This window comes from Pseudomonas sp. UBA5568, from assembly GCF_002425525.1.
Classification (GTDB): Bacteria; Pseudomonadota; Gammaproteobacteria; order Pseudomonadales; family Pseudomonadaceae; genus Aquipseudomonas; species Aquipseudomonas fulva.
Window position 1 is genome coordinate 23,664 of record NZ_DIMK01000006.1, and the last position, 25,507, is coordinate 49,170.

Below are 25,507 nucleotides of genomic sequence, written 5' to 3' on the forward strand. Positions count from 1 at the left end.
ATTGAACCATTAGAACCTACCACGTATCCTGCACGATGCACCCTGGGGGGCCGTGCGAAATGCACGATCACCCCTCAACCTTGGTTGCCACCTTGAGCATGTCGGCATCTATGCCACGTACTCCGATGATCTGCCTGGCGATGTCCATCGCGATATTTTTCTGCTCGGGGCTAACGACTTCGCCGGAGAGTCGTACCAAGCCATCCTGGCTCACCACCTTCAGATTCAGCCCGTCGAGGTTGCGGCTGAAGCTGTAACTGCTTTGGACTTTATCCACGATCCAGGCATCGCTTGGCTGTGGTCCGCTCGGGGCATCCACGGGCTGGCCTTTGGCTTTGATCATGGCGGCGGTGTCCAGGCTGATCAGGTTGTTGACCAGGTACACCCCCTCGGTGGTACGTGCCACGACGCCCGCAAGCTCCTTGGCCTCGGGATTGTCTACCCGACCCCGGAGCGTGATGACACCGCTGTCACTTTGCACTTCTATAGATGCCTTCTCGGTCAGGCGGCTCCACAACAGCCGTGACCGTATGACCGCCGTCAGCGTCACGTCTTCCGTGCGCCGGGCATAGGCTCGCAACGCCAGCGGTCGCTCAACCAGCTCAGGATTGACCTTTACCTGATTGTCGACCTTCTCGATACCTGAAGTGGCCAAGGCCACTTCCTCGACCAAACGGCGCTCAACCTCATTTTCGACCTCCCCAGCCAAACGCGCCGATGCGCCGTCGACCTCAACGGTGATCCGATAAGGGTTGAGGATCCGGTTCAGGGACACTGCCGTCTGCAGCGAACCTTCCAAGCGAGCATCGTGAACAGGATCTCCACTCGCCACAGCGACGAAGGGCAGCAAACTGACCGCTAGCGCAAGCGCGCGAAAGGGGAAGGGCATGTCGTACTCTCCTTTTGTAGGCAAAATCTGAAACTCTTCGCAACCAATGTGCCAACCACCCTCTCTAAGCAAATCGCCAGTCCCCCGGGACTTTTGAGCATGCTGGTCGACTCGCTGGCGTGCAAAGGGCAGAATCCTTCAGAATTGACCATGCAACTTGCCCGATTTTTCCCACACTAAACAAAGATATTTCCCAAAGGAGCGCAGGTACATGGAATCAGCCCAGGACAAGCAAGGCCGCATTCTGCTGGTGGATGACGAGTCCGCGATCCTGCGCACCTTCCGCTACTGCCTGGAAGACGAGGGCTATAGCGTGGCGACCGCCAACAGCGCCACTCAGGCGGAGAGCCTGCTGCAGCGCCAGGTGTTCGACCTGTGCTTCCTTGACCTGCGCCTTGGCGAAGACAATGGCCTGGACGTGTTGGCCCAGATGCGCGTTCAGGCGCCGTGGATGCGTGTAGTCATCGTGACCGCCCACTCCGCCATCGATACAGCGGTCGATGCCATCCAGGCCGGCGCCGCCGACTACCTGGTCAAGCCTTGCAGTCCTGACCAGTTGCGCCTGGCCACAGCCAAGCAACTGGAGGTGCGCCAGCTTTCCGCCCGCCTGGAAGCCTTGGAAGGCGAAGTGCGCAAGCCCAAGGATGGCCTCGACTCCCACAGCCCGGCCATGATGGTCGTACTGGAAACAGCCCGCCAGGTGGCAACCACTGATGCCAACATCCTGATCCTGGGCGAATCCGGGACCGGCAAGGGTGAGTTGGCTCGCGCCATCCACGGCTGGAGCAAGCGCGCACGCAAGGCCTGCGTGACCATCAACTGCCCGTCGCTCAATGCCGAGCTGATGGAAAGCGAATTGTTCGGTCACACGCGAGGGGCCTTTACCGGCGCCAGCGAAAGCACCCTTGGCCGAGTCAACCAGGCGGACGGCGGCACCTTGTTCCTCGATGAAATCGGTGATTTCCCCCTGACCCTGCAACCCAAGTTGCTGCGCTTTATCCAGGACAAGGAATATGAGCGTGTTGGCGACCCGGTCACCCGCCGGGCCGATGTGCGCATTCTCGCCGCCACCAACCTCAACCTTGAAGAAATGGTGCGCGAGGGTCGTTTCCGCGAAGACCTGCTCTACCGCCTGAACGTCATTACCTTGCACCTGCCGCCCCTGCGCGAGCGCAGTGAAGACATCCTCACGCTTGCCGACCGCTTTCTGGCGCGCTTCGTCAAGGAATACTCAAGGCCGGCCCGCGGTTTCAGTGAGGAAGCACGTGCAGCGCTGCTCAATTATCGCTGGCCGGGCAACATTCGCGAATTGCGTAACGTGATCGAGCGGGCCAGCATCATCTGCCCCCAGGAAAAGGTCGAGATCAGCCATCTGGGCATGGGCGAGCAACCGGCCAGCAACGCGCCGCGCGTAGGGGCCGCCTTGAGCCTGGATGAGCTTGAGCGCGCGCACATCGGCGCTGTGCTGGCCGCCAGCGACACGCTCGACCAAGCCGCCAAGACCCTTGGAATCGACGCATCGACCCTGTATCGCAAGCGTAAGCAGTACAACCTGTGAAGTGGCCGACCATGAAGCTGCGCACGCGGCTCTTTCTCAGCATCTCGGCGCTGGTCACGGTCGCCCTGTTGGGGTTGCTACTCGGCCTGGTCAGTGTCCTGCAGATGGCTTCGGCCCAGCAGGCGCTGGTTCGAGACACCAACCACTCGCTGGATGTAGGGCTAAAGCTACGCCAGAACCTGGGTGAGCAGCTTATCCTGCTGCTGGATACGGACACGGCTCCAGGTCAGTTGCAAACGCTGCAAGACGACTTCCAACGCCTGCTCGACCAAGGCCTGGCCGACGGTGGCCAGCGGCCAGGGTTCAGCGAAGCCCGCGACCACTACCAGGCATTTCTCGAGGCTTACCACGCCACCCCGGCGCCCTCGCGCAGCCTGGCCGTGGACCAGCCACTGGGCGCCGCATTCAATCAAGTGCGTACTGACCTGATCGATTCCCACAAACAAGCGCTGGCCAACATCGCTCGCAGCGAAGAACAAAGCCGTGCCCGCGCCCTGTTGGTAGGCGGCGTGCTGGGCCTGATGGGCCTGGTGGTCCTGGTTTTGGGCTTCATCACGGCCCACAACATTGCCCGCCGATTCGGCCAGCCCATCGAGGCCCTGGCCAAGGCAGCCGATCAGCTGGGCAAGGGCAATTTCGATGTCACACTCCCGATCACTCAAGCCAGCGAACTGAACCAGCTCACGCGTCGCTTCGGGATCATGGCCGACGCCCTGCGCAAGCACCAGGCCACCAATGTCGACGAATTGCTCGCCGGGCAGCAGCGCCTGCAAGCCGTGCTCGACAGTATCGATGATGGCCTGCTGATCATCGACCGACAGGGCTTGCTCGAGCACTTGAACCCGGTTGCTCAACGCCAACTGGGCTGGAACGACAGCCGCGTTGGCAGCAGCCTGGCCGAAGCCCTGGAACGACCTGAACTGGAACAGCAACTGTGCCAGGTGCTACGCGGCGGCAGTCTGGACCGTCAACCGGACGACCTTCACATCGACGTTGACGAGGAAACGCGTCTGCTGACCTATAGCTTGACGCCCGTCAGCCATCCTCAGGGCCCGATCCTGGGCGCCGTGATGGTGCTGCACGATGTGACCGAACAGCGTGCCTTCGAGCGGGTGCGCAGCGAGTTCGTGCTACGCGCCTCCCACGAGCTGCGTACGCCTGTCACCGGTATGCACATGGCGTTCGGCTTGCTGCGCGAACGGGTCAAGTTTCCCGAGGAAGCGCGTGAATACGATCTGCTGGAAACCATCGGCGAAGAAATGCAACGCCTGACCCAGTTGATCAACGACCTGCTCAACTTCAGCCGCTATCAAAGCGGTCTGCAAAAGCTCGAGCTGGCGCCCTGTGCCATCGATGAATTGCTGGAGCGGGCGCAATTGCGCTTCGCCGATCAGGCGGGCCAGAAGCAGATCGAACTGGTCTTGGCCCTGGAACCGCCACTGCCGCGCATCCAGGCTGACGTTGCTCAGCTCGACCGCGTGCTGGACAACCTGCTGCACAATGCGGTCAGGCACACCCCCCAGGGCGGGCGCATCCGCCTGCATGCGCGCCGCCATGCCGAACGCGTGATCATCAGTGTCGAGGACACGGGCGAGGGTATCGCCTATGGTCAGCAGGGCCGCATCTTCGAGCCGTTCGTGCAAGTAGGCCGCAAGAAGGGCGGGGCCGGCCTGGGACTGGCCCTGTGCAAGGAAATCGTGCAGTTGCACGGTGGGCGCATGGGCGTCTTCTCGCGACCAGGTGAAGGTACCCAGTTCTACCTGGCCCTGCCGGTCTGACGCTCAAGGCCTGTCAGGCCTGTCTGCCCCGTGGCAACTTATCCCGCGTGACCAGCTCGGCAAACTGCCGGGCCGTCAGGGCCTTGGCGAACAGCCAGCCCTGGCCGTACTTCACCCCTTCGCCAAGCAGCAGCAGCGCCTGGTCCTCACGCTCGATACCTTCGGCGATCACCCGTAGATGCAGGTCGTGGGCCATGCGGATGATATGGGGCGCCACGCCGCTGCTGGCGGCATCGTGGCCCAGCGCATCGATGAATGCCTTGTCGATTTTCAGGCAATCCACGGGCAAGGTCTGAAGGTAGGCCAGGCTGCAGTAGCCCGTGCCGAAATCGTCGATCAGCACTTGATGGCCCTCGGCGCGCAACGCTTCCAGGTTTTCGCGCGCCACCACCACATCGATCAGGCCCCGTTCGGTCACCTCGAAGGCGATCTGCCTCGGGGCCACCCGATGCAGCGCCAGCAGGCGCGCCGCCACCTCCCCAACACGCGGAACCATCACGTCGCACGCCGCCAGGTTCACCGAGATGTAGAGCGTGGGCCTTGAGCGCAACAAAGGGCCGAGTTGCTCGAGGACGCGTCGCAGGACGAAGTCGGTGATTTCACGGATCTGCCCGGTATTCTCGGCCAGCGGGATGAACAGCTCAGGGCTGGTCAGGCTGCCATCGGGCCGACGCCAGCGCACCAATGCCTCGGCGCCGACACAGCGCCTGCTGTCGAGCTCGAAAATCGGCTGGTAGAGCACTTGCAGCTGGCCACGACTCAGCGCTTGCTGAAGCTCCGAGCTCATGGAGCGTCGCTGTTGAGCCAATTGCAGGACCAGCCAGCCAATGCAACAAGCTCCCAGTACGCTGCCTGGAAAGAGCAGCCACAGGGCGCCATTCATGCGCAGGGGGAGACTTGCGCGTGGTGCGATCAGAACCAACTGGTAATCAGGAGACTTGGTGGGCATGCGATAGATGAGACGATCGCTGAACTCCAGCAACGTTTTGTGACTGGTCGACCACACAGAAGGCGGTGGCCACACCTGGGGCGGGCCCAGCACCGGGATCGCCCGAGCACCGTTGTCCAGCACGACCAACAAGCTCCCGCCCGGAGGCAAATCCACTACATCGGTCAGATGCCCACGGGACGTGGACACCAGAAACCGGCCACGCCCCAACATCAGGGCGGCAAGGTTTTCGTCGGGCTCGGTGGTGGTGTTGAGCCAGTAGCTGTAGACCGGCCCCTTGATGTCTGGCGGGCGCAGCGGCACGAAAGCCCGCTCGTCACCTCGGTTCGAGCAGGCAACATTACCGTCGACATAGGCCGCCTCGTAAATGAACCGTGAACTCAACCCGATCTGCTGCAAGGCCGTCAGCATGGCGGGGCCGCAGCCACGCAAAGGTTGCGTCTCCAATAAGTCCACACCTTCGCGCAACTGCCCGAATACCTGTTCCAGTCGTTCCAGAAAACGCTCGCCCTGAGCATTCATCTGTTCGCTTTCACTTTGCTTCATCTGCTGCAACGCAATGGCGATGCTGGCGGTTAGCAATAGGGCGGCACTGGCGATTGCCGCCAAAGCGGCAAGCATCCAGGGGCGGTAGAAAAATTGGCGCAAGGCCGCTAGGCGATCAGGCATCGAAGGCATCCAGTTGATTACCAAGGTATAGCAACTCAATGGACAATTACCTTTGCCGTTTAGCGCTTCGCTTGCGCGAGGACCAAACGGCAGCCGTCAACGCTTTACCGCATGCGGTTGAGCACCTCGAGCATGGCGGCCGTCTGCGCATCGGGCTGGCCGTCGAAGCGTTGAGGTCGGAAGCGCATCTGGAACGCCGCGATCACGTGCCGAGTCTGGACATCGAGCACGCCCGTCTGCTCGATGGCGTAGCCAAATCGGGCAAGCGCCTGCTGGTACCATCCAACCGTAGGAGGATTGACCTCGAAGTAGGCCTGCTGGCGAGCCACGCTAGAGGCGTCAGGCCACACACCCAGGCCGGCGTCGGCCAAACGTTTCCACGGGAACAGCGGGCCGGGGTCCTGCTTGCGCAGTGGGGCGATGTCGCTATGGCCAATGATGTGCCGAGGCTCGATGCCATTACGCTTGACGATATCCTTGAGCAGCGCGATCAGCGACTGGATCTGCGCTTCGCTGTAGGGGTGCCATACCCGCCCGGCAGGCGTATCGGTAAAGCCAGCGTTGACGATCTCGATACCGATGGACGATGAATTCAACCAGGTTCTGCCTTGCCACTGGCTGTCGCCAGCGTGCCAGGCCCGCCTGCTTTCATCCACCAATTGGTAGACAGTTGCGGGGCCATCACCGATCAGGTAGTGGCTGCTGACCTCGCCATGGGTCAGCAACGCCAACGAGCGCTCCAGTGAGGCATTGGTATAGTGCAGCACCACGAACTGAATGCGGTTGTCTTGGTTGGCTGACGGGTGGCTGCGGTCGATGCGCAAGCCCGTGGAGCAACCGGCGACAGTCAGCAGCAGCAGGGTGATCAGTGATTTTTTCAGCGTGGAAAGCACGGCAGTGGCCTCAGCGAATGAGCGCTACAGTATAACGCTCTCCCCGCATCTGCGCTCGCCCTTGCCAGGCGCTCGGTCAGTGCTGCTCCACGCAGTTGCGCCCCCGTTGCTTGGCACGGTAAAGCGCTGCGTCGGCACGCTTGAGCACCTGATCGGCCACCTCGCCAGGCCTGAACGCGCTCAGCCCGATGGACGTGGATACCACCACCCGCTCCCCCTTGAAGTGAAACGGGCAGGCCTCTACGGCAAGGCGCATCGTTTCGACGACCTGTAACGCGTCTGCCGGCGAGGTGTCGGGCAGCAGCAGCACGAACTCCTCGCCCCCGAAGCGGGCAATGAAATCCTGGCCCCGCAGCCGTTTGCGCAACTGATCGGCCACGATCTTCAGTACCTTATCACCGGCCAGATGCCCATAGCCGTCGTTGATCTGCTTGAAATGATCCAGGTCCAGAATCGCCATGGCCAAGTCGCCGCCGTTTTCCTGCCAGCGCTGCATCTCGCGCTCGATTTGCTCGCTCCAGGCCGCACGATTGGGCAAGCCGGTCAGTGGGTCGAGCAACGCCTTCTGCCGCTGCTCCTCCAGGTGCTCACGGTAACCCAGCGCTTCCTGCTCCATGCTGGCCACGCGCTCGGACAGCCCCTGCAGACGCCCAGCCAGCGCCTGCTCGCGGCGATCGCGCTCGTGCTGGTGCTGGTCCATCGTCATCAGCAAGCCTTCGAGCCGGCTTTCGAGCAGGTGCTTCAAGCTCGATACGTCTGCGGCGCCTTGCATGTCGGTTTGCAGCCCGTCCACCTGCTCACGCAATTGCGTATCCAGTTCGCGTGCCGCACTGCTGTTGTCGGCGTGACCTGCGCTGGCGGCCTGCAAGTGGCCGTGGAAACCCTCGAGCCGCTCATTGAGCAATTGCAGATAGGTTTCGAACTCATGCTGGCCGCTGTCGGTGATCGCCAGCAACAACACGGCAAGATCATCCAGCATCGGAATCAACTCGTACCAGTTCATGCCGCGCGCCACCCGTTCGCGCATCGCCTGCGCCTGCGCCTTGTGGCGGTCCGGCAGGCTCAGGTCATCCAGCAGACCGAGCAGCGTCTGCTCGATATGGGCGGCCACCTGGCTGTATGGCGGCTCGACTGCGTAGGGCAGGGCATAGGCCTCTTGGTCAGACAACGGGACATCAGCCAAAGGGGTCGAATCATCCTCACCCCCACTTTGCAATGGCACGTCCATTGCCGGACCAGGTGCCGGGGGCACGGGCGGCGGCTCGCCACCCGACATTTGTTCAGACTCGATCAGTGACGGGGACGCATCGCTGTCCTCATGCCCATCGTGCTGAGGGACAATGGACGCTTCCTGAACCAGGGGCTGCGAGGCAGCAGGGACGAGGCCCGGCGCCTGCTCGCTGGCGGCCTCGACAGGCGCCAGGTCATCGCGACCTTTGAACAACCGCTGCAAAAAGCCGCCCCGCGAACTGGCTTCGGGCCTGTCCAGCGCGGCCAGCGCACGCCCTTGCAGCCCACTGAGTTCCCCCAGCAGCGGCGGCAGATCGCGAGACTGGGTGACACCGGCCTCCAGCCGCTTGGCAAGCTTCTTCAACGGCCTGGAGACATCGCTGGTCAACGGCAGGCCTTGCAACTGATCGACCAGTGCCGTCAGCGCATCGCCCACTTGGTTCATGCGGGTTTCGCGGCGCTGCTCAGACTCCAGTACCGCTTTTTCAAGACGGGGGATAAGGCCGGCAAGCCCGGCATCCATGTTGTCACTGCGAATGACCTCGCGCATTTCCTTCATGCACTGGTCGACGACCTTGTCGCTGCCCTCAGCGGCCAACGTACTGCGAACCAGGCCTTGGCGCAGCAAGTCCAGGCGCGCCTCCCAGCGACGTTCGAGCTTCTCCTGTTGCTCAATGCTTATCAGGTATTTTTCTTTCCAGCGCTCGGCTTCTTCGGTCATGCCTGTGTCCGCACGGGTGATACAACTGGGGCTGTCTGATACACACTGTCGGCGCGTGCCCGGGACACTTGAGGGCAAACGAGGCGTCAGTTGATTCAGCTCAAGGCCGGCAGCGTATCCACAGTCAATGCATCAGGCAATCGGATCTCGACGGCCACAGGAAGATGGTCGGAAATCGGCTGGGCCAGCACCTCGACCCTTTCCAGGGTAAGGCTCGGGCTGAGCAGGATATGGTCCAGGCAGCGCTGTGGTCGCCAGCTGGGGAAGGTGGCCTCCACCTGAGGCGCAATCAGGCCAAGGTCGCGCAACGGTGAATGCTCGAGCAGGTCGGTAGCATGGGTGTTCATGTCCCCCATCAACACCTGATGGCGATACCCGCCGATCAGTTCGCGGATGTAGGCCAGTTGCAGTGCGCGGGTCTTGGCGCCCAGGGCCAAGTGCATCATGACCACGATCAGCGCATCCTCACCCTCGCCGAAGCGCACCAGGATAGCCCCGCGCCCTGCTGGGCCAGGCAGTGGGTGATCCTCGAGTTGGTGAGGCTTCAAGCGACTGAGTACACCATTACTGTGCTGAGCGAAGCGCCCAAGGTTGCGATTGAGCTGTTGGTACCAGTAGGGGAAGGCACCCAGTTGGGCCAGATGCTCGACCTGATTGACATAGCCCGAGCGCAAGCTGCCCCCATCCGCCTCTTGCAGGGCCACCAGGTCGAAGTCCCCAAGCAACTTACCGATTTTCTGCAAGTTGCTGGCTCGGCCAGTGTGCGGCAGCAGGTGCTGCCAGCTGCGCGTCAGGTAATGCCGATAGCGCTCGGTACTAATGCCCACCTGGATGTTGAAGCTGAGCAGCCGCAGACGACCATCTTCTGGCAAGCCGGGGGCTTGCAGGTGATGCTCGTTGACCTGCGGCTGGGGCAGGGCAACGCCGCGCGTGACCCGTAGGCGAGGCATGGGTGCGCTGCCTATTTGGCAGCGCGCTCCTTGTCGATCAGCTGGTCGGCCACGTTGAGGACGCCCTCTGGTCCGCCAGCGGTGCCCAGGTCGAAGCGGTACTTACCGTTGACCACCATGCTGGGAACGCCAGTGATTTTATACTTCTCGGCCAGTTCTTTCGCCTGGTTGACCTGGCCCTTGATGGCGAAAGAGTTGTAGGTGGCCAGGAACTTGTCCTTGTCCACCCCCTGCGTTGCCAGGAAATCGGCCATGTCTTTTGGATCCGTCAGGCGCTTGTGCTGGTTCTGGATGGCGTCGAATACCGCCGCGTGCACCTTGTGCTCGACGCCCATCGCTTCCAGAGTCAGGAACATCTGGCCATGGGCATCCCAAGGGCCACCGAACATGGCCGGCACACGCTTGAAGTTGACGTCCTCGGGCAGCTTGTCGACCCACGGGTTGATGACAGGCTCGAAGTGATAGCAATGCGGGCAGCCATACCAGAACAACTCGACCACTTCGATCTTGCCAGGCACGGAAACCGGAACCGGGTTGCTCAGCTCGACATACTCCTTGCCGGCTACAGGCTCTGCGGCCTGAACGGAAGTCATACCAAGTACGCTGGCAGCGACCAGCGCAGCGCTGAGAATCAGTTTACGCATGCTTTACTCCTGAGCAGTCATGGGTCGCCACGGCACGACCTGGATTGAGACAGGCCGGGAAGGGCTCTAGTTCTGTAGTGTAACGGCTGCGGACGAAAAAAAGGGCAGCCGCGCCGCCCTTTCATCTTTGGCTTTCAACATTAACCGGGCATTAATGCAGGCCCTGGATGTAGCTGGCCAATGCTTCAATGTCATGGTTACTGAGCTTCCCGGCGATGGTGCGCATGGTCATGGCATCCCCATCGTTGGTGCGATTGCCTTCACGGAAGTCCGTCAGCTGCTTGCTCACGTACTGGGCATGCTGCCCGCTCAGGTGAGGGAACCCGGCCAGTGCGATACCCGCCCCGTCAGGCGAGTGGCAGCCCGTGCAGGCCGGCATGCCCTTGTCCAGGTCGCCACCGTTGAACAGCGCACGCCCGCGCTCGACCAGCGTAGGGTCGGCCGCGCCCACGCTGCCTTTCTGGCTGGCAAAATATGCCGCGATATCGGCCAGGTCCTGGTCGTTGAAGCCGGCGAGCATACCGGTCATTTCCAGCACGACGCGTTTGCCGGACTTGATATCGTGCATTTGTTTTTCGAGGTAGCGCTGGCCTTGACCTGCCAGCTTGGGGAAGTTCGGTGCCAGGCTATTGCCATCTGGGTTGTGGCAGGCCCCGCAGACGGCCGTCTTGGCCTGACCTGCGGCGGCATCGCCTTTGACGGGCTGCGCAGCAGTGGCCGCACCTGCGACACCTAGGCTCAACAGCAGACTCACGACTAGTTTGTTCATCAGCTAATCCAACACGGCTAGGGGTGAAATGTTATGTATCGGGACTGCCATTCATCCAAAGGATGACCAGACGGTAGTCCTCGGCACTGCAGTCCATGCACAATCCACGCGGCGGCATAGCCTTGAAACCCTGAGCATTGTGCCGTGCCGAGATATTCATGCATTGCGCCAGATCAGGAATCAGGTTGCCCGATCGCCCCTCTGGGCTCATGGAGCAGGCGTTCGCTGTACCCGCCGCGCACACGCGGTTGTACAACACCTCGGAATCCTGTGTAGCCTGTGCGCTGAAAACCGGCAGGAACAGACCGACAGCAAGCGGCCATTGCGTATTGCGCCATGACGTTCAGGGTTGGGGGCCGCGCTGCGTTCTAATGCGCAAGCTCATGTTCGACACCCCATGCTCGTTCCCCAAAGCCGGGAGAAAGAGCACACAAAAACTGGGGCATTATATACTTCCGCCACCCAAACGGAAACGACACCGCTTGCCAGGCCCCGCTCAACAGGGGGCTGGCATCACCACATCGGATATCCCATGCAAGTCAAGAACCCCATCCTCGGCCTGTGCCAGAAAGCCAAATTCGCCCTCAGCGCTGCCAAGGTCGAACAATGCCCGGACGACCAGGGTTACGAGGTGGCCTTCGCCGGCCGCTCCAACGCCGGTAAATCCAGCGCGCTGAATACGCTGACCCACGCCAGCCTGGCCCGCACCTCGAAAACGCCCGGCCGCACCCAGTTGCTGAACTTCTTCAGCCTGGATGACGAACGCCGCCTGGTCGACTTACCGGGCTACGGCTACGCCAAGGTGCCCATCCCCCTCAAGCAGCACTGGCAGCGCCACCTGGAAGCTTACCTGGGCAGCCGCGAATGCCTGCGTGGCGTGATCCTGATGATGGATGTCCGCCACCCGATGACGGATTTCGACAAGATGATGCTCGATTGGGCCAAGGCCAGCGGCATGCCCATGCATATCTTGCTGACCAAGGCCGACAAGCTCACCCATGGCGCCGCCAAGAACACCTTGCTCAAGGTGCAATCGGAGATCAGGAAAGGCTGGGGCGAAGGCGTGACCATCCAACTGTTCTCGGCCCCCAAGCGCCTGGGCCTTGAAGACGCCTACCGCGTGCTGGCCGACTGGATGGAGCTCGAAGACAAGCCTGTCGCCTGAGGGCCAAGGCCCGCGCCAGGCAAATTTCAGGCAAAAAAAACCCCGGACTTCGTATGGGGAGGGGGAAGTTCGGGGTCCAAGCCCGGACCGCTAGGGCGGGGTCCGGATATCTGCCAACACTTAACACAACATAGGAGCATCGAACGGCTTCACCAGCCATTCAGGTACTCTGAGTTGCAGTTCACTGCTTTAGTTCCTGGGGCCTGGAACTATTTGCGACAGTTTCATGAAACCGGTTGTGACAGGCCAGGGCGACTGTGACGGCAAACCGCACCACAACGCCCCTTGGCCCGCGCAATCAGTGGGCTTCGTCCCAGTTTGCGCCCACACCGGCCTCGACCAGCAACGGCACGTCCAGTTGCGCCGCCTGACTCATGTGCTTTCGAATTTCATCTTTCACCAGATCCACGAGGTCTTCGCGCACCTCAAGAACAAGTTCGTCGTGCACCTGCAGGATCACCCGCGCATCCAGTGCGCTTTCGGTCAGCCAGTTGTCCACATTGACCATGGCGCGCTTGATGATGTCGGCAGCCGTACCCTGCATCGGCGCGTTGATCGCCGTGCGCTCGGCTCCCCGGCGCAAGGCTGGGTTCTTGGCGTTGATATCAGGCAGGTAGAGCCGGCGACCGAACAGGGTTTCCACGAACCCCTGCTCTGCGGCCTGGGCACGGGTACGCTCCATGTAGGCCAACACCCCTGGATAGCGTGTGAAGTAACGATCGATGTAATCCTGGGACTGCTTGCGGTCCACCCCGATCTGCTTGGCGAGACCAAAGGCGCTCATGCCGTAGATCAGCCCGAAGTTGATCGCCTTGGCGCTGCGCCGCTGGTCATGGGTGACCTGTTCGAGCGCAACGCCGAATACTTCGGCCGCCGTCGCCCGGTGCACGTCCAGATCGTTCTGGAACGCGTGCAGCAAGCCTTCGTCCTTGGCCAGGTGCGCCATGATGCGCAGCTCGATCTGGGAATAGTCGGCGGCCAGCAGCTTGTAGCCAGGGCTTGCGATGAAGGCCTGGCGGATTCGCCGGCCTTCGGCCGTGCGGATCGGAATGTTCTGCAGGTTCGGGTCACTGGACGACAACCGGCCCGTGGCCGCCACTGCCTGCTGGTACGACGTGTGGATTCGCCCCGTGCGAGGGTTGATCTGCCCCGGCAGCTTGTCGGTGTAGGTGCTCTTGAGCTTGCTCAGGCTGCGGTACTGCATCAGCACTTCAGGCAGTGGGTACCCTTGCTCGGCCAGCTCGTCCAGCACAGCTTCTGCCGTCGATGGCTGGCCCTTGGCCGTCTTGCTGATCACCGGCATGCCCAGCTTGTCGTACAGGATCGCGCCCAGCTGCTTGGGCGAACCCAGGTTGAATTCCTCACCAGCCAGTTCGAAGGCCCGCTGTTCCAGCTCGGCCATCTTCACACCCAGCTCGCCGCTCTGGACGTGCAACAGCGCCGCATCGACCAACGCGCCCTGGCGCTCGATCTTGGCCAGCACCGGCACCAGCGGCATTTCGATGTCCGTGAGCACCGGCTGCACACTGGGGGTCTTGGCCATGTGCGCCTGCAATGCCTGGTGCAGGCGCAGGGTGATGTCGGCATCTTCGGCCGCGTAGGGGCCGGCCTTGTCCAGAAGGATCTGGTTGAAGGTCAGCTGCTTGGCACCTTTGCCTGCAATGTCCTCGAACGCAATGGTGGTATGCCCAAGGTACTTTTGCGCCAGGCTGTCCATGTCGTGCCGCGTGCCGGTCGAGTTGAACACGTACGATTCGAGCATGGTGTCATAGGCCACCCCCTGCACCTGGATCGCGGGAGAACCATTGGCAAGGATGTTGATGTCGTACTTGGCGTTCTGGCCTACCTTGGCTTTTGCCGGGTCCTCCAACAAGGGCTTGAGCGCGAGCAGAACGGCCTCACGGTCCAACTGGGCAGGGGCGCCTTCGTAGTCGTGCATCAAGGGGACGTAGGCCGCTTCATGGGGCTCGACGGCGAAGGAAATCCCTACCAGCTGGGCGCGCTGCGCATCGAGGCCGGTGGTTTCGGTATCGAACGCGAACAGCGGTGCCTGGCGCAGCTTCTCGAGCCAGGCGTCGAAGCGGTCCTGGTCAAGGATGGTTTCATAGCGGGCCTCGACCATGGCCGCCGGGGCCTCTACCGGGGGCAACTGGTCCCCTTCCCGAGCCGCATCGCGCTGCAGGTCGGCAATCCAGCTCTTGAACTCCATTTCGGTATACAGCGCCAGCAGCGCCTCGCGGTCTGGTTCGCCGCACACCAGCGCATCGACTTCGATGTCCAGCGGCACATCGATCTTGATGGTGGCCAGCTCGTACGACATGAAAGCCGCTTCACGGTGTTCTTCAAGCTTGGCGGGCAGGCTCTTGGCGCCTCGAATAGGCAGCGCAGGCACCTTGTCCAGGTTCGCGTACAGGTCGCTGAGCCCCCCGCCGATCCCGGTCAACAGCCCGACGGCGGTCTTTTCACCCACACCTGGCACACCTGGAATGTTGTCTACCTTGTCGCCCATCAGCGCCAGGAAGTCGATGATGTGCTCGGGGCCGACCCCGAATTTCTCGTGCACGCCAGCCACGTCCAGCACGCTACCGGTCATGGTGTTGACCAGGGTAATGTGCCCGTCGACCAGCTGCGCCATGTCCTTGTCGCCGGTGGAAATGATGACCGGCCGGTCCAGCGCCGCGCTGCTGCGTGCCAAGGTACCGATGACATCGTCAGCTTCGACCCCTTCGACGCACAACAGTGGGTAGCCCATGGCCTTGACGCTGGCATGCAGCGGCTCGATCTGCACCCGCAGATCGTCAGGCATGCTGGGGCGGTTGGCCTTGTAGTCGGCGAACAGAGTGTCGCGGAACGTGCCGCCCTTGGCGTCGAACACCACAGCGAACAAGCTGTCCGGGTACTGCCTGCGCAGGCTCTTGAGCATGTTGAGCACACCCTTCACCGCACCGGTTGGCATGCCCTTGGACGTGGTCAGCGGGGGCAAGGCATGGAAGGCGCGATAAAGGTAGGAGGAACCGTCCACGAGGACGAGGGGCGCTTGGCTCATGAGCAGAATCAACCTTTTCGACGGGTCCGGCGCTAGAATAGCCAGAATCATTGACGACAAAGGGACTAGGTTATCATGCGTACACTCAATCGCCTGTTACTGCTCTGCCTGATGGCAGGTCTGCCCGTCGTTACCTTGGCGGCGGATGACGCGCCCTCGGCCGATCCCGAGGTGACCATTCGCACGGAAGGCGACAAGACCATCCAGGAATATCGCCAAAACGGCTTCCTGTATGCGATCAAGATCACGCCCAAACATGGCAAGCCTTACTTTCTGGTACGCGCCGATGGCTCCGATGGCAATTTCATTCGTTCCGACCAGCCGGACATGCTGATTCCGTCCTGGAAGATCTTCGAGTGGTAATCTGACGCGCACCGTTCACATCAACCCGGCACTTCGGCCAGAAGTGCCTGCATGGGCAATCTTTCATCATGTCAGTCTTCACCCCCGTGACCCGGCCTGAGCTGGAAACCTTTCTGGCACCTTATGAGCTGGGTCGCCTGCTCGATTTCCAGGGTATCGCCGCCGGCACCGAGAACAGCAACTTCTTCGTCAGCCTCGAACAGGGGGAGTTCGTGCTGACGCTGATCGAGCGTGGGCCCAGCGAGGACATGCCGTTCTTCATCGAGCTGCTCGATACCCTGCACACGGCCCGGATGCCAGTGCCCTACGCCATTCGTGACCGTGACGGCCATGGCCTGCGCGAACTGTGCGGCAAACCGGCGTTGCTGCAACCCAGGCTCTCGGGCAAACACATCAAGGCGCCCAATGCCCAGCATTGTGCCCAGGTCGGTGAACTGCTCGCACACATTCACCTGGCCACCCGTGAACACATCATCGAGCGCCGCACGGACCGAGGCCTTGAGTGGATGCTGGCCGCCGGGGCCGAACTGCTGCCGCGCCTGAACGCCGAGCAGGCCAGCCTGCTGCAACCGGCGCTGGATGAAATCGCCGCCCATCAGGCGCAGATCCTGGCACTGCCCCGGGCGAACCTGCATGCCGACCTGTTCCGCGACAACGTGATGTTCGAAGGCACCCATCTGTCCGGAGTCATCGACTTCTACAACGCCTGCTCGGGGCCGATGCTGTATGACATTGCCATTACCCTGAACGACTGGTGCCTGGATGCGCAGGCCGGCATCGATGTACCGCGCGCCCAGGCCTTGCTTGCCGCCTACGCCGCATTACGGCCGTTCACAGCAGCCGAAGCCGAATTCTGGCCACAGATGTTGCGCGTTGCCTGCGTGCGGTTCTGGCTGTCTCGCTTGATCGCGGCAGAGTCCTTTGCTGGCATGGATGTGATGATCCACGACCCAAGCGAGTTCGAGGTGCGCCTGGCGCAGCGCCAGCAGGTGGCCGTGAAGCTGCCGTTCGCCCTCTGATCCAAACCCTGGCGGCAGGCCCTGTGCGCCTGCCCATGGGGCAGAAGGCATCAGGCGCTGCCCCGGGCGCCCAACCCAGATATGCAGCCGCAGCGTACCTTTACAGCTGCTCCAGGCAGCTCGCCAAGTCGCCCCCTAGCTTGTCGAGCAATCGCTCGTAGCCTTGCGCATCCACCGGATCGGTGCCACCCAGCGCATCGAGCTCGGCCAGGCGCACCGGCAGACCGGCTGTCAGGGTTTCGGCCAGCCGGGGGCGCAAGGGCGGCTCGCTGAAGACGCAAGTCTTGCCCACTTCCTGCAGCCGCTTACGCATGGCGGCCACGTGCTGAGCGCCGGGCTGCACTTCGGACGCCACGCTGAACACGCCGGTATGCTTGAGGCCATACTCTGCCTCGAAATAATCGAAGGCCTCGTGGAACACGAAGTAAGGCTTGCCTGCCACACCCGCCACCCGAGCCTTGATGCGGGTGTCGAGCGCGTCCAGGCGCTGGGTGAAGGTCGCCAGGTTACGCGTGTAGCGGTCGGCATTGGCAGGGTCCACGCTGGCGAGATCGGCGGCCATTTTCCCGGCGATCACCCGGGCGTTCACCGAAGACAACCACAAGTGCGCATCCAGGCTGCCTGGGCGGTGATCATGGTCATGGTCGTCGTGGTCTTCGTCGTGGGAATGGCTGTCCTCGCCAAAGTGACGCAGCTTCATGCCCGGCAGCGACTGTACCGCGACGGTCGTCTTGCTGCGGCTGGTCAGCACCTTGGGCAAAAAGCCCTCCATGTCCGGGCCTATCCAGTACAGCAAATCCGCCTCCGCGACCCTGCGCACGTCCGAGGGACGCAGTGCGTAATGGTGAGGCGAGGCACCCGGCGGCAACAGCACTTCAGGGCTGCCGACGCCTTCCTGCACAGCAGCGGCGATCTGTTGCAGAGGCTTGATGCTGGTCAGCACATGCACGTCAGCGTGGGCGGAAAATGCGATGAAAGCGACAAACAGGGTAAGGAATCGGGCCACAGTAGGTACTCGAATCGTCAGAAACAGGTAACATAATAACGTCTCTATCCAGAATCGTCGCTGCCCATGTCCATTACGCCGCTGGCCACCCGTCCTCATGACCATTCCCATTGCGTGCACAGCGCCCTGGCTGAAGCCGACGCTCTGTGCGCTCGTCAAGGGCTGCGCCTGACGGCGCTGCGCCGCCGGGTACTGGAGCTGGTGTGGCAGAGCCACAAACCGTTGGGCGCCTACGACATCCTGGCGGTGCTGAGCGAACAGGATGGCCGTCGCGCGGCGCCGCCAACGGTGTACCGCGCGCTGGACTTCCTTCTGGAAAACGGTCTCGTGCACCGCATCGCTTCGCTCAACGCCTTTATCGGTTGTAGCCATCCCGAGCATACGCACCAGGGGCAGTTTCTCATTTGCCGACTGTGCCATATCGCCATTGAGCTGGAGCAGGCGAGTATCAGCGATGCCATCGTCGGCAGCGCCAGGCATGTAGGTTTCACGGTCGAGAACCAGACCGTCGAGGTCGTGGGCGTGTGCAGCAACTGCAAGGACGCGGCATGAGCGACGCGCTGATCCGCCTGGAGCAGGTTGGCGTCACCTATGGCGGGGATGCCGTGCTCGACAGCATCGACTTGGCAGTCGCACCCGGCCAGATCGTCACCCTGATCGGGCCCAATGGAGCGGGCAAGACCACGCTGGTCCGCGCCGTGCTGGGGCTACTCAAGCCACACCGCGGCTCGGTATGGCGCAAACCCCGGCTGCGCATTGGCTACATGCCGCAAAAAATCCAGGTCGACGCCACGCTGCCGTTGTCGGTGCTGCGCTTTCTGCGCCTGGTACCTGGCGTGGATCGCGCAGCGGCCCTGTCGGCGCTTCAGGAGGTCGGCGCCGAGCACGTGATCGACAGTCCCATCCAGACTGTGTCCGGGGGTGAAATGCAGCGTGTGCTGCTGGCCCGTGCGCTGCTGCGAGAGCCGCAGTTGCTGGTGCTGGACGAGCCGGTGCAAGGTGTTGACGTGGTAGGGCAGACGGAGCTGTACAACCTCATCACCCGACTGCGCGACCGCCTGGGTTGCGGCGTATTGATGGTTTCCCACGACCTGCACCTGGTCATGAGTGCGACCGATCAGGTGGTGTGCCTGAACCGCCATGTGTGCTGCTCCGGTCATCCCGAACAGGTCAGCGGTGACCCGGCATTCGTCGAACTGTTCGGCCAGACCGCACCCAGCCTGGCCATTTATCACCATCATCATGACCACAGTCACGACCTGCACGGTTCTGTGGTCGCCCCAGCCCCCCATGTTCACGGAGCGCACTGCAAGCATGGCTGATTTTCTTCTCTACGCCCTGCTCGCTGGTCTTTCCCTCGCGCTGGTAGCTGGCCCCCTTGGCTCGTTCGTCGTCTGGCGGCGCATGGCCTACTTTGGCGACACCCTGTCCCATGCTGCTTTGCTGGGTGTGGCCCTAGGCTTCGTGCTGGATGTCAGCCCCACATTGGCCGTCACCGTGGGCTGCCTGTTGCTGGCGATTCTGCTGGTGACCTTGCAGCAACGCCAGCCTCTGGCATCCGACACGCTGCTCGGTATCCTGGCACCCAGTACCTTGTCCTTGGGCCTGGTGGTGCTGAGCTTCATGCACGACGTGCGCATCGACCTGATGGCTTACCTGTTCGGGGATCTGCTGGCCATCAGCCCGACCGATCTTGCCTGGATTTTGGGCGGCAGCGCCCTGGTACTCGTACTGATCGCCGTCTTGTGGCGCCCCTTGCTCGCCGTCACCGTCCACGAAGAACTGGCAACGGTCGAAGGGCTACCGGTTGCAGCGTTGCGCATGGCGCTGATGCTGCTCATCGCCGTGGTCATCGCGGTAGCCATGAAGATCGTCGGCGTCTTGCTGATCACCTCTTTGCTGATCATTCCGGCGGCAGCCGCCCAACGGCATGCGCGCTCTCCGGAGCAGATGGCCGTAGGCGCCAGCGTCATAGGCGTGGTAGCGGTCTGCGGCGGGCTGGCCTTGTCATGGTTCAAGGACACGCCTGCCGGTCCATCCATTGTGGTGTGCGCTGCGGTGCTATTCTTGCTGAGTCTGGCCCTACCCAAACGGTGAGCGACAGGCTTCCAAGCCCGGTCTTGCAACCTTCGGCGGAGTAAAGGGTCTGTAAGACCAGTTTTCGAGCGTGCGCACCTGGGTGTAGACTTGCTCGCTTTTTGCGCAAATAGAGAGCCGCAGGAATGAAGCCGTTTGCCTCCCGTTGTCTGCTTGTTGGCGTATTTTCCCTGTTCCTTGCCGCGTGCTCCCATGCACCGGTCGAACAGGCCAGCGCGCCTGCCCAGCCTGATGCATGGCAGCAGTTGCAACAAAATATCGCCAGCAACGAGCTGGCCACCGCAGAAGACCAACTGGTCTCTTTGCAAGCGCAGTCGCCTGGCGACGGCCGCGTCGAGCAATACCAGCGCGAGCTGGCCGAAGCCTATCTGCAACGCAGCCAGATCATGCTGCAAAAAGGTGACGTGAATGCGGCGGTCACAGCCCTGGCGCGTGCGCGTGCGCTGATGCCACAGGCACCGGCGGTCACTGGCGGTGATGCCGTTTCACAAGCGCGCAAGGCCGAGCTGGCCAAGGCCGAAGCCGCACTCAAGGCTGCCGAAGCCAAGCCAAGGGCTCGAGTGATCGACCCCAGTGCGCCCAGTACAGTGATTGCGTTGGAAACCACCGACATCCAAGCCATGCGCCAGCAGCTCGATGACATCGCCGCCGACGTGGTCAATTATGGTTGCGATGTGGTGTTCCAGGTGCCACGCAGCGCGGATGCGCCGTGGCTGAAGACATTGCTGGCCAAGCGTGTTCGCAAGATCGACAGCACCTTCGACCTGAAACAAAAGCACGACATCCAGCGCGCGTTGCCCGCTCAGGTGGTGCTGGTCCCCCACCAGCGCTAGGCCCGTGGATAGGGGCTGCAATGCAGCCCCTGACACGCGGAGGGTTTAAGCAGGAACCGCTTCGGCAGCCGCTTCACGCTCCCATACGCGATGCCCTTCCACTGCCTTGACGAACGCGTCCATGGCCTTCTGGTCGTCGCCGGTCAGCAGACCCTTGTCTTCCTTCAGGCCCAACGTTGCAAGCAGTTCCTGGGTCAGCACCATCGCCTTGAGATGCTTGTAGCCCTCAAGCAGGAAGTGCTTGGCCAGACCACTGGCCGCCATGGCATCGGTGGACGCCTTGCCAGCGGGTACAACGATGCCATCGAACATGATCGACGGCATGCCTTCCATGGAGGCATCTACCGGCAGTTGCGTACCGTCGGCGGCCTTCACAGGCGCCGAGGTCGGGCCCAGCAGCATGGGGCGAGCGCTCTGCGCCTCCAGGGCCTTGACCATCTTGTCGACGCTGGCGGCATCCACGCCGTTGGCGATCAGTACAGCGATCTTGCGACCCTTGATCCCGACCTTGCCCGGATGGTTCATCTGGCTCAAGGCTGGCGATTCGGCCAGCTGGCTGCCCTTGACCTTGACGGTGCCGGCTTTAGGGGCTGGCAGGCCCAGGTTTTCCGCCACGGCTGCTGCCAGCTTCAGGTCGATGTTGGCGAGAATCTCATTCACCTGGCGTGCACGGATGTGCTCACGCTCAACCTTGCCCAATTCGAAGCTGTAGGCCTTGATGATGTGCTGCTGCTCGGTCGGGCTCATGCTCTGGAAGAACAGGCGCGCCTGGGAGAAGTGATCACCGAACGAGTCGCTGCGCTGGCGAATCTTGTGCGCATCGACGCGCTCCTGATACGTCTCGAAACCGCCGTCGCGTGGGCCGGGCGGGGTTTCCTTCGGCCAGCCGCCGTCGATGGAGTTGGGCTCGTAGGCGGCGCGGCCTTTGTGCACGATATGCTGGTGCATCGCATCGCGCTGGTTGTTGTGGTTCGGGGCAACCGGGCGATTGATCGGGATCTGGTGGAAGTTCGGGCCACCCAGGCGGCTGATCTGAGTATCGGTGTAGGAGAACAGGCGACCCTGCAGCAACGGGTCATTGGTGAAGTCGATGCCCGGCACGATGTGGCCTGGGCAGAAAGCGATCTGCTCGACCTCGGAGAAGAAGTTGTCCGGGTTGCGATTGAGCACCATCTTGCCCAGCGGGGTGACCGGGACCAGCTCTTCAGGGATGATCTTGGTCGGGTCCAGTAGGTCGAAGTCGAACTTGTGCTCGTCGGCCTCAGGCACGATCTGCACGCCGAGTTCCCATTCCGGGTAGTCGCCGGTTTCGATGGCTTCCCACAGGTCACGACGGTGGTAGTCGGTGTCCTTGCCCGCCAGTTTCTGCGCCTCGTCCCACAGCACGGAATGCACGCCCTCGCTGGGCTTCCAGTGGAACTTGACGAAGTGGGCCATGCCTACGGCGTTGACCAGACGGAAGGTGTGCACGCCGAAGCCTTCCATCATGCGCAGGCTGCGTGGGATGGCGCGGTCCGACATGGCCCAGACGACCATGTGCGCCGATTCAGGCACCAACGAGACAAAGTCCCAGAAGGTGTCGTGGGCCGAACCGCCGGTGGGGATCTCGTTATGCGGCTCGGGCTTGACGGCGTGTACGAAGTCCGGGAACTTGATGGCGTCCTGGATAAAGAACACCGGCATGTTGTTGCCGACCAGGTCGAAGTTGCCTTCATCGGTATAGAACTTCACGGCAAAGCCGCGCACGTCGCGCACCGTGTCACCGGAGCCGCGCGGCCCCTGAACGGTGGAAAAGCGCACAAATACCGGGGTGATCTTCTCCGGATCTTGCAGGAAACCGGCCTTGGTCAGTTCGGCGTGGCAGCCATAGCTCTGGAAATAACCATGGGCACCGGTGCCTCGTGCATGGACGATCCGCTCCGGGATGCGCTCATGGTCAAAATGGGTGATTTTCTCGCGCATGATGAAGTCTTCAAGCAGCGAGGGGCCGCGGTCGCCGGCCTTCAAGGTGTTCTGGTTGTCCGAAATGCGCACACCCTGGTTGGTGCGCAGCGCCTGCCCGGTGGCATCGCTGCGGTCTGCTTCCAGGCTCTGCAACTTGGCATTGGTATTGGCCCGATCCGGGGTCTGAGTACCTGCGGCCTCGCTGTGCTTCGGCGCATCCTTGTTCTTGCTGGGCATGGTTGGCTTTCCTCATCAGTCTTCGGGCGCCCGATCGGGCTTGTCCAGTTAGTGACCCGGGCACAAGAGCGAGCGTTCCATCGGGATGACCAGCTGTCGCCATATAGCGTTCTGATTGGTCAGAGGCAAAATAAATGCTAAGAACAGCGGTTATAAAAGGCTAAAATGCGGCCCCCAGCCCACCGCTGAATCAATTTCCATGCGCCCCACAAGGTTCGCTACGTGATCGAGTTCCAACAGGTACACAAAACTTACCGCGTTGCCGGTAGAGAAATTCCCGCCCTGAATCCGACGACCCTGACGATCGAGGATGGCCAGGTGTTTGGCCTGATCGGCCACTCCGGGGCCGGCAAGAGCACCATGCTGCGCCTGATCAACCGCCTGGAAGAGCCTTCCGGCGGCAAGATCATCGTCGACGGTGAAGAAGTGACCGCGTTCAATGCCACCCAATTGCGCGGCTTTCGCCAGCAGGTCGGCATGATTTTCCAGCATTTCAACCTGCTGGCGTCCAAGACCGTCGCCGACAATGTCGCCCTGCCACTCACCCTCGCTGGCCAATTGTCGCGCGCCGAGATCGACAAACGCGTGGTCGAGCTTCTGGCCAGGGTCGGTCTGTCGGACCATGCGCGCAAGTACCCTGCGCAGTTGTCGGGCGGTCAAAAGCAGCGCGTCGGCATTGCCCGTGCTTTGTCCACCAACCCGAAGATTCTGCTGTGTGACGAAGCAACCAGCGCCCTGGACCCGCAGACCACCGCCTCGGTACTGCAGCTGCTGGCCGAGATCAACCGTGAGCTGAAGCTCACCATTGTGCTGATCACCCATGAAATGGACGTGATCCGCCGTGTCTGCGACCGGGTGGCAGTAATGGACGCCGGCCAGATCGTCGAGCAGGGCTCGGTGGCGGACGTGTTCCTCCATCCGCAGCACCCCACCACCAAACGTTTCGTGCAGGAAGACGAGCAAGTCGACGAAGGCGAGCAGCGCGACGATTTCGCCCATGTGCCAGGCCGCATCGTGCGACTGACCTTCCAGGGTGACGCGACCTATGCACCGCTGCTGGGCACCGTCGCCCGTGAAACCGGCGTCGACTACAGCATCCTTGCCGGGCGTATCGATCGCATCAAGGACGTCCCCTACGGCCAGCTCACGCTTGCCCTGATCGGCGGCGACATGGAAGCGGCCTTTGCCTGCTTCAAGGCTGCTGATGTTCATATGGAGGTATTGCGTTGATGGACGCCCTGAGTTTCTTCGCTAACGTCGACTGGGCCGAAATCTGGCTGGCAACCGTCGATACCATGATCATGCTGTTCGGCTCGCTGTTCTTCACCGTACTGCTCGGCCTGCCACTCGGTGTGCTGTTGTTCCTGTGCGGCCCGCGGCAAATGTTCGAACAAAAGGGCGTGTACGCGTTGCTGTCGCTGGTGGTCAACATCCTGCGCTCGCTGCCGTTCATCATCCTGCTGATCGTAATGATCCCTATCACCGTGCTGATCACGGGTACATCGCTAGGCGTGGCAGGTGCGATCCCGCCGCTGGTGGTGGGTGCTACCCCGTTCTTTGCACGTCTGGTCGAAACCGCCCTGCGCGAAGTGGACCGCGGCATCATCGAAGCTACCCAGTCGATGGGCGCCACCACGCGCCAGATCATCACCAGCGCGCTGTTGCCTGAGGCCCGGCCAGGGATCTTCGCCGCGATCACCGTCACGGCCATCACGTTGGTTTCCTATACCGCCATGGCCGGTGTCGTGGGTGCCGGTGGCCTGGGGGACCTGGCGATTCGTTTCGGCTACCAGCGCTTCCAGACCGACGTCATGGTCGTGACCGTGGTGCTGCTGCTGGTGCTGGTGCAGGTCCTGCAAAGTGTCGGCGACCGGCTGGTTGTGCATTTTTCCCGTAAGTAACCCCAATGGGGTCGGCTCGACCGACCCGTTCGGGGGCCGTCGCGGCCCTCACAAGGAGTGATCAATGAAGAAGCTGCTTGCTGTCGCTGCCGCCATCGCGGCCTTCTCGGCCCAGGCCGATACCCTCACCGTCGCCGCTACGCCGGTGCCGCATGCCGAGATTCTCAACGTGGTCAAGCCGCTGCTGGCCAAGCAAGGGGTGGAGCTGAAGGTGAAGGAATTCACCGACTACGTTCAGCCAAACGTACAGGTGGCGGAAAAGCGTCTGGACGCCAACTTCTTCCAGCACCAGCCTTACCTCGATGAGTTCAACAAGGCCAAGGGCACTGACTTGGTGAGCGTGACTGGCGTGCACATCGAGCCGCTGGGCGTTTACTCCACCAAGATCAAGCAGCTCAACGAACTCCCGTCCGGCGCCACCGTAGTCATCCCCAACGATGCCACCAACGGTGGCCGTGCTCTGCTGCTGCTGGACAAGGCTGGTGTCATCAAGCTCAAGGACAACACCAACATCCTCTCCACCGTGAAAGACGTTGCCGAGAACCCGAAGAACGTCAAGTTCCGCGAACTTGAAGCGGCCACCATCCCGCGCGTGCTGACCCAGGTCGATGCCGCCCTGATCAACACCAACTATGCACTGGAAGCCAAGCTGAACCCGGAAAAGGATGCGCTGGCCATCGAGGGCAGCGATTCGCCTTACGTGAACATCCTCGTCGCGCGTCCGGACAACAAGGACAGCGAGGACATGAAGAAGCTGGCAGCCGCCCTGCATTCGCCTGAGGTGAAGCAGTTCATCACCGAGAAGTACAAAGGCGCTGTAGTACCCGCGTTCTGAGCCTGCGCCCT

Annotated in this window: 23 protein-coding genes; 12 read left to right on the forward strand and 11 right to left on the reverse strand. The window is 62.0% G+C overall.

Going from position 1 to position 25,507, the window contains the following annotated elements; translation table 11 throughout:
- Nucleotides 1-67: 67 nt before the first annotated feature.
- Complete coding sequence (locus tag B2S33_RS02665; RefSeq protein ID WP_288649769.1) at nucleotides 68-889, reverse strand: BON domain-containing protein; 822 nt, start codon at nucleotides 887-889, stop codon at nucleotides 68-70.
- A 211-nt stretch (nucleotides 890-1,100) separates the two neighbouring features.
- On the opposite strand from B2S33_RS02665, the gene algB reads away from it, so the two are divergent.
- Nucleotides 1,101-2,447 carry a sigma-54-dependent response regulator transcription factor AlgB gene (gene algB / locus B2S33_RS02670; RefSeq protein WP_027913227.1) on the forward strand — a complete coding sequence of 449 codons (1,347 nt, stop codon included), beginning with the start codon at nucleotides 1,101-1,103 and terminating at the stop codon, nucleotides 2,445-2,447.
- Nucleotides 2,448-2,458: 11 nt separating this feature from the next.
- A complete protein-coding gene (locus B2S33_RS02675; RefSeq protein WP_033694889.1) occupies nucleotides 2,459-4,225 on the forward strand; it encodes a KinB sensor domain-containing domain in 1,767 nt (588 codons plus the stop codon).
- A gap of 13 nt (nucleotides 4,226-4,238) precedes the next feature.
- On the opposite strand, the gene B2S33_RS02680 is transcribed toward B2S33_RS02675, so the two are convergent.
- The 7 genes from B2S33_RS02680 to B2S33_RS02710 form a co-directional block, all read right to left on the reverse strand.
- A complete protein-coding gene (locus tag B2S33_RS02680; protein WP_125922567.1) occupies nucleotides 4,239-5,843 on the reverse strand; it encodes an EAL domain-containing protein in 1,605 nt (534 codons plus the stop codon).
- Nucleotides 5,844-5,947: 104 nt separating this feature from the next.
- Nucleotides 5,948-6,736: an N-acetylmuramoyl-L-alanine amidase gene (locus B2S33_RS02685; protein WP_027913230.1), complete on the reverse strand. Its 789-nt coding sequence runs from the start codon at nucleotides 6,734-6,736 to the stop codon at nucleotides 5,948-5,950.
- Between the two features lie 76 nt (nucleotides 6,737-6,812).
- Nucleotides 6,813-8,687, reverse strand: coding sequence for a GGDEF domain-containing protein (locus B2S33_RS02690; RefSeq protein WP_288649771.1), 1,875 nt, complete (start codon nucleotides 8,685-8,687; stop codon nucleotides 6,813-6,815).
- Between the two features lie 95 nt (nucleotides 8,688-8,782).
- Complete coding sequence (locus B2S33_RS02695; protein ID WP_027913232.1) at nucleotides 8,783-9,637, reverse strand: endonuclease/exonuclease/phosphatase family protein; 855 nt, start codon at nucleotides 9,635-9,637, stop codon at nucleotides 8,783-8,785.
- Nucleotides 9,638-9,648: 11 nt separating this feature from the next.
- Nucleotides 9,649-10,281, reverse strand: a complete 633-nt coding sequence (gene dsbA, locus B2S33_RS02700) for a thiol:disulfide interchange protein DsbA (protein WP_288502531.1) — start codon at nucleotides 10,279-10,281, stop codon at nucleotides 9,649-9,651.
- Nucleotides 10,282-10,432: 151 nt separating this feature from the next.
- On the reverse strand, nucleotides 10,433-11,050 hold the full coding sequence (locus tag B2S33_RS02705) for a c-type cytochrome (RefSeq protein WP_028687761.1): 618 nt from the start codon (nucleotides 11,048-11,050) through the stop codon (nucleotides 10,433-10,435).
- A gap of 31 nt (nucleotides 11,051-11,081) precedes the next feature.
- Entirely contained in the window at nucleotides 11,082-11,354 is a 273-nt protein-coding gene (locus tag B2S33_RS02710) for a cytochrome c5 family protein (RefSeq protein ID WP_081783975.1), read from the reverse strand.
- 228 nt (nucleotides 11,355-11,582) lie between these two features.
- Here B2S33_RS02710 and yihA point away from each other — a divergent pair, with 228 nt between their 5' ends.
- The gene (gene yihA, locus B2S33_RS02715) at nucleotides 11,583-12,215 is read left to right on the forward strand and encodes a ribosome biogenesis GTP-binding protein YihA/YsxC (RefSeq protein WP_027913235.1); all 633 of its coding nucleotides are present in this window, start codon (nucleotides 11,583-11,585) and stop codon (nucleotides 12,213-12,215) included.
- 298 nt (nucleotides 12,216-12,513) lie between these two features.
- Here yihA and polA read toward each other — a convergent pair whose 3' ends face one another.
- A complete protein-coding gene (gene polA, locus B2S33_RS02720; RefSeq protein WP_181420215.1) occupies nucleotides 12,514-15,261 on the reverse strand; it encodes a DNA polymerase I in 2,748 nt (915 codons plus the stop codon).
- Between the two features lie 75 nt (nucleotides 15,262-15,336).
- Between polA and B2S33_RS02725 the strand changes: the two genes are divergently transcribed.
- Together B2S33_RS02725 and B2S33_RS02730 are read left to right on the forward strand one after the other, a co-directional pair.
- Nucleotides 15,337-15,624, forward strand: a complete 288-nt coding sequence (locus tag B2S33_RS02725) for a DUF2782 domain-containing protein (protein ID WP_027913237.1) — start codon at nucleotides 15,337-15,339, stop codon at nucleotides 15,622-15,624.
- 68 nt (nucleotides 15,625-15,692) lie between these two features.
- The gene (locus B2S33_RS02730) at nucleotides 15,693-16,643 is read left to right on the forward strand and encodes a homoserine kinase (RefSeq protein ID WP_288649775.1); all 951 of its coding nucleotides are present in this window, start codon (nucleotides 15,693-15,695) and stop codon (nucleotides 16,641-16,643) included.
- Between the two features lie 100 nt (nucleotides 16,644-16,743).
- On the opposite strand, the gene B2S33_RS02735 is transcribed toward B2S33_RS02730, so the two are convergent.
- On the reverse strand, nucleotides 16,744-17,649 hold the full coding sequence (locus tag B2S33_RS02735; protein ID WP_027913239.1) for a zinc ABC transporter substrate-binding protein ZnuA: 906 nt from the start codon (nucleotides 17,647-17,649) through the stop codon (nucleotides 16,744-16,746).
- Between the two features lie 66 nt (nucleotides 17,650-17,715).
- Here B2S33_RS02735 and zur point away from each other — a divergent pair, with 66 nt between their 5' ends.
- From zur to B2S33_RS02755, 4 genes are all read left to right on the forward strand, one after another.
- Nucleotides 17,716-18,201 carry a zinc uptake transcriptional repressor Zur gene (gene zur / locus B2S33_RS02740; RefSeq protein WP_027913240.1) on the forward strand — a complete coding sequence of 162 codons (486 nt, stop codon included), beginning with the start codon at nucleotides 17,716-17,718 and terminating at the stop codon, nucleotides 18,199-18,201.
- Entirely contained in the window at nucleotides 18,198-18,971 is a 774-nt protein-coding gene (gene znuC / locus B2S33_RS02745; RefSeq protein WP_288502534.1) for a zinc ABC transporter ATP-binding protein ZnuC, read from the forward strand. The genes zur and znuC overlap by 4 nt, the downstream gene beginning before the upstream one ends.
- Nucleotides 18,964-19,746, forward strand: a complete 783-nt coding sequence (gene znuB / locus B2S33_RS02750; protein ID WP_027913242.1) for a zinc ABC transporter permease subunit ZnuB — start codon at nucleotides 18,964-18,966, stop codon at nucleotides 19,744-19,746. The genes znuC and znuB overlap by 8 nt, the downstream gene beginning before the upstream one ends.
- A 125-nt stretch (nucleotides 19,747-19,871) precedes the next feature.
- Nucleotides 19,872-20,579 (forward strand): PA5502 family lipoprotein, encoded by a 708-nt coding sequence (locus B2S33_RS02755; RefSeq protein WP_197873890.1) that lies wholly within the window; start codon nucleotides 19,872-19,874, stop codon nucleotides 20,577-20,579.
- Nucleotides 20,580-20,624: 45 nt separating this feature from the next.
- On the opposite strand, the gene katE is transcribed toward B2S33_RS02755, so the two are convergent.
- On the reverse strand, nucleotides 20,625-22,760 hold the full coding sequence (gene katE / locus B2S33_RS02760) for a catalase HPII (RefSeq protein ID WP_288649778.1): 2,136 nt from the start codon (nucleotides 22,758-22,760) through the stop codon (nucleotides 20,625-20,627).
- Between the two features lie 222 nt (nucleotides 22,761-22,982).
- On the opposite strand from katE, the gene B2S33_RS02765 reads away from it, so the two are divergent.
- From B2S33_RS02765 to B2S33_RS02775, 3 genes are all read left to right on the forward strand, one after another.
- Nucleotides 22,983-23,990 (forward strand): methionine ABC transporter ATP-binding protein, encoded by a 1,008-nt coding sequence (locus tag B2S33_RS02765; RefSeq protein WP_027913245.1) that lies wholly within the window; start codon nucleotides 22,983-22,985, stop codon nucleotides 23,988-23,990.
- Nucleotides 23,990-24,661: a methionine ABC transporter permease gene (locus tag B2S33_RS02770; protein WP_027913246.1), complete on the forward strand. Its 672-nt coding sequence runs from the start codon at nucleotides 23,990-23,992 to the stop codon at nucleotides 24,659-24,661. Before B2S33_RS02765 ends, B2S33_RS02770 begins: the two co-directional genes overlap by 1 nt.
- 64 nt (nucleotides 24,662-24,725) lie before the next feature.
- A complete protein-coding gene (locus B2S33_RS02775) occupies nucleotides 24,726-25,496 on the forward strand; it encodes a MetQ/NlpA family ABC transporter substrate-binding protein (RefSeq protein WP_288649781.1) in 771 nt (256 codons plus the stop codon).
- Nucleotides 25,497-25,507: the final 11 nt, after the last annotated feature.